General features: G+C 60.2%; 4 protein-coding genes. All 4 read right to left on the bottom strand.

Annotated elements, in window-relative coordinates; genetic code table 11:
* Positions 1 to 79: 79 nt before the first annotated feature.
* The gene (arfB, locus tag NWQ23_RS09735; RefSeq protein WP_306166103.1) at positions 80 to 499 is read right to left on the bottom strand and encodes an alternative ribosome rescue aminoacyl-tRNA hydrolase ArfB; all 420 of its coding nucleotides are present in this window, start codon (positions 497 to 499) and stop codon (positions 80 to 82) included.
* Positions 500 to 816: 317 nt separating this feature from the next.
* Positions 817 to 1,458, bottom strand: coding sequence for a queuosine precursor transporter (locus tag NWQ23_RS09740; protein ID WP_306166104.1), 642 nt, complete (start codon positions 1,456 to 1,458; stop codon positions 817 to 819).
* A gap of 72 nt (positions 1,459 to 1,530) precedes the next feature.
* A complete protein-coding gene (locus tag NWQ23_RS09745) occupies positions 1,531 to 2,382 on the bottom strand; it encodes an esterase-like activity of phytase family protein (RefSeq protein ID WP_306166105.1) in 852 nt (283 codons plus the stop codon).
* Positions 2,383 to 3,285: a penicillin-insensitive murein endopeptidase gene (gene mepA, locus NWQ23_RS09750; protein ID WP_306166106.1), complete on the bottom strand. Its 903-nt coding sequence runs from the start codon at positions 3,283 to 3,285 to the stop codon at positions 2,383 to 2,385. It lies immediately after the preceding gene.
* Positions 3,286 to 3,362 lie beyond the last annotated feature (77 nt).

Here is a 3,362-nt window from a genome sequence, read left to right on the forward strand (position 1 = left end):
TCCCAAACCACCCGTAGGGCAGGGCCTGCCCCGCCGCACCGTCCCACATCACCCCACACACGCCGCGCCAAACCCCGCCCTACCCGTCGGGGTCGACACTCCCCCGCAAGGCCTTCACTTCGCCCCGCACCTTCTTTTCCTTCAACCGCCGTTTGACCGATCCATAGGTCGGCGTCGTTGCCCGCCGCCGTTTCTCGACAACCAGCGCCTTGCGGATCAGTTCCACCAGCCGGTCCCGCGCGATCTCGCGGTTGCGCGCTTGGCTCCGTGTCTCTTGCACGAAGATCACGATCGCGCCTTCCTTGGTCCACTTCTGCCCCGCCAGCCGCCGCAGCCGTGTCTTGACCGCCTCGGTCAGATGCGGCGACCGCGCGGCCTCGAAACGCAATTCGACCGCCGTGGACACTTTGTTCACGTTCTGCCCGCCGGGGCCGGAGGCGCGGGTAAAGCTTTCCGTCAGCTCCCATTCCGCGATCTCGATCTGGTCGTTAATTCTCACCTTGGTCACCGTGCGTTGGGGGCCGACGTTTCGCCGACACTTAGCCGACGTGACGCTGACCGTCAAAACCCATGAAAAAAGGGCCACCCCGGCGACGGGATGGCCCTTTCCTGAATTACGGAGGTGGGTCGGTTAGGATCACCACCTTAGGCTTTTCTCAGCCAAGGGCTGCCTTAGCTGCGAACCTCCCAAGTTGTCCCGACACACTTCTCCAATACCTCATGATGCACTGGATCACCTCCTTTCAAATGTTTCGCCTAAAGGTAGGTTCGCACAGATTTGGTATATTTCAAGTAAAAATATACCACCGATTGCGATTATGCCTGCGCGTGACGCATCCGCCCAACAATGAGGCGAAACGGCACCAAAGCAAGCAAAGCGATGCTGAGTTTCACACCCCAATCGGCCACCGCCAGCGACACCCAAAGCGGCACCAGCGGCCCTGCATTCAGGAACGGTACAGCCTCTTGCGCCCAGATGACCTCATCCGCCGCCGCAGCACTAAACCCGTTGAAAACGCTCGCAAAAGCGATGGAAAAGAAGATCGCTGTATCCACGGTCGAGCCAACCAAAGTACTGGCCAGCGGCGCCCGCCACCACGACCCGTCCCGCAACCGGTCAAAGATCGCGATATCCAGCAGCTGCGCCACTGCAAACGCCGTGGCCGACCCGATGGCGATCCGCACCGCCACAGCCGGATATTCGTAGCCGTCCCCCTGCAACATGATCTGCGACCCGATCAGCGAACAGATGATCCCCACGACCAGCCCCGCAAACACGACTTTGCGTGCAGCCGATACACCGTAAACGCGGTTCATCACGTCGGTGACCAGAAACGCGAGCGGATAGGTGAACGCCCCCCAGGTCAAAAGACCGTCGAGCAGCAGGAATTGGACAAGGATATTGGACGCCACAACGATGGTGGCCATGGCGATAACGCCGGGAAGGATACGTGTCATATGATGTTCCGTTTTGACAAGGGTGCGGCACTTGGCCCCCGGGCGGGGACAGCGCGACCTAACGCCCGCGCCCTAGTCCGTCAACCGGTATTCTACGATCTCGGTCTGCTGGAAGGTTTTGAAGTTGTCGTCCGAGATCATCGTCATCACCAGCCCTGTCTCATCTTCCCAGATGCTGATCCCTTCGAGATTGTCGTGGGTCCGCAGGCCTGTTTCGATGATCAATTCCTCACCGCTGCCATCCAGCGCAAACCGCCGCACCCGATTACGGAAACCGATGCCGGCAAAGTCGCGTTCCAGGATGTAAAGCAATCCGTCAGGTCCGACGTCTGCCCCGACGATCAGATAGGGGCCGTGGCGCGGGATGCTGAATGGCTGGTCCCATCGTCCATCCTTGAAGCGGAACACCGGAAATGGCCGTGTCGCAAGGCCTGACCGTTCCGGCATCGTATAAAGCGCACCGTCCGGCCCGATGGCCAAAGCTTCGAGTGACGAATTTGCCTGCATCGCGTCGAATGCCGGGGTGGTCATCAGGTCCGAGGCCGGTTGGTCGATACCTGCAAAGCGGCGCAAGCCATGGGTCCATTCAAACGAAACATAGATCGTCCCGTCTTCTGCAATGGCCAGTCCTTCACTATCGTTTTCGGCACGGCGCAGGGGCGCGCGGTTGCCTCTGTAAAGCGGATAAAACCCGCCCAAAGTGATGGCGGTAATCATGCCTGCTTCTCTAGTGATCGTGCCGTCCACAAATGCACCCCGATCACTGACCGCGATGAATGAACTTCCGTCGCCAGACATTTCGAGCCCCGAGAATCCGCCGAAACGGGGGTTATCGACGGTCCAGACATAGCTGCTGATCAGTTGCGGCTCTGCATGACCGGGCAGGGCCCAAAGCAGCGTGATGACCCAAAGAAACTGCCGCACCTAGTTTGCGTTCAGCACATTCAGGCACTGGCCTGGCAGGTTTGCCATCGTCAACGGGGCCTGTGGGACCGGTGGTGGTGCGTTCGGGTCGGGGGGCGGCGGGTTGAGGATCCGGTCCACCCAACCCTGCGCTTCATCGCAGCCATCACCAGCGGGGGGCGCATCTTGCGCGACACAGCCTGCCGCACCTTCAGGGCAATTCAGTCTGACGTGGAAATGATAGTGATGCCCCCACCAAGGCCGCACTTTGGCCAACCAACTGCGGTCGCCCGTGGCAGAGTTGCACATCGCGACTTTGGCCCCCGGAAAGATAAAGATGCGGGCCGTGCGCGGGTCAGAGGCAGCCGCGCGCACAATGGCTTCGTGCTGTGGCGTCCAACTGCTATTCGTATAGGCCCCTGATGCCCGCTGCATCGAAATTGATGAGATGCTTTCCCGTTCCGCGACGCTCAGATCCAACCGCGTGGGTGGCAACATCCATACATCGACATCAAGGCCGGTCTGGTGGCTGGCATGACCGGTCAGCATAGGCCCGCCGCGCGGCTGGCTCATGTCGCCGATATAAAGCCCCTCCCAGCCGGGTTGTGTCGCGGCAAAGCGGCTGAGGTCCTGCACAAAATCAACTGTCTTGGGTTGTGCCCAGTTGCGGTTGCGCGACAGGCGCATGGCCTGCCACGTCGGCCCGGTTTCGGCCAATTGCGCCGCCCCCGCCTGACAACCTCGGGCATACCCGCCTATCGGTTCTGGCGTCTGAGGTGAACCAACGGGTTCGGCACCGAAAAGGAACTTGGCAACACGGGTGTCATTGACGTTTTGCGTCGACATGCTGATTTGCGGTGGTTCTTCCGCCTGACAGGCGGCCAATCCGGCGGCAAGGATTACTGCTACGATGAAGCGGACCATTCTGCGCGATCTCCGTCTTTGTTGACCCAGCGTAGCAAGAAAAGCCCGATGAGGAAAAGGAAGATTACAGGCAGGAA

The sequence above is a fragment of the Yoonia sp. genome, assembly GCF_030731595.1.
In the GTDB taxonomy this organism is placed as follows: Bacteria; Pseudomonadota; Alphaproteobacteria; order Rhodobacterales; family Rhodobacteraceae; genus Yoonia.